The sequence below is a fragment of the Vibrio jasicida CAIM 1864 = LMG 25398 genome, from assembly GCF_000400365.1.
In the GTDB taxonomy this organism is placed as follows: Bacteria; Pseudomonadota; Gammaproteobacteria; order Enterobacterales; family Vibrionaceae; genus Vibrio; species Vibrio jasicida.
In genome coordinates this window covers 1-440 of record NZ_BAOG01000034.1, presented here as the reverse complement: position 1 = coordinate 440, position 440 = coordinate 1, and the positions used below count along the sequence as shown (strand labels likewise).

General features: G+C 47.3%; 1 protein-coding gene. It reads right to left on the bottom strand.

Annotated elements, in window-relative coordinates; genetic code table 11:
* A partial coding sequence (locus VJL_RS09645; protein ID WP_038877515.1) for an IS110 family transposase occupies window positions 1-368 on the bottom strand: 368 nt, incomplete at its 3' end.
* Window positions 369-440: the final 72 nt, after the last annotated feature.

The window sequence follows — 440 nt, the reverse complement described above, 5'->3', positions numbered from 1 at the left end:
TGGATAGCTGCGATTACCTGAGCTTCCTCTGACTTGGCAGAGACAAATCTCATGCTTGGTCGACTCGCTGCTTCTGCTATCGCAGCCGCATCAATAAAGTCGTTCTTATTACCTTTGACGTAAGGTTTTACATATTGAGGCGGGATAAGTCGAACTCGATGCCCATAGGCTTCACACTTTCTCGCAAGCCAGTGAGCACCACCACAGGCTTCAAAAGCGATGATGGTAGGTTCAAGTACAGATAAGAAACGGAGTAGTTGGCTTCGACTAAACTTACGGCGAATAACGTCTTTGCCAGTGTGATTGTTGCCAACCGCATGAAAGCAGTGCTTGCCTAAATCGATACCTAAGATGTGAATGGTAGACATATGGTTCACCTCGTTCTGAGAGCCTACTCTAAGCGTAGGGCTTGAGAGTGAGGCGGACCATATAATTAGCCC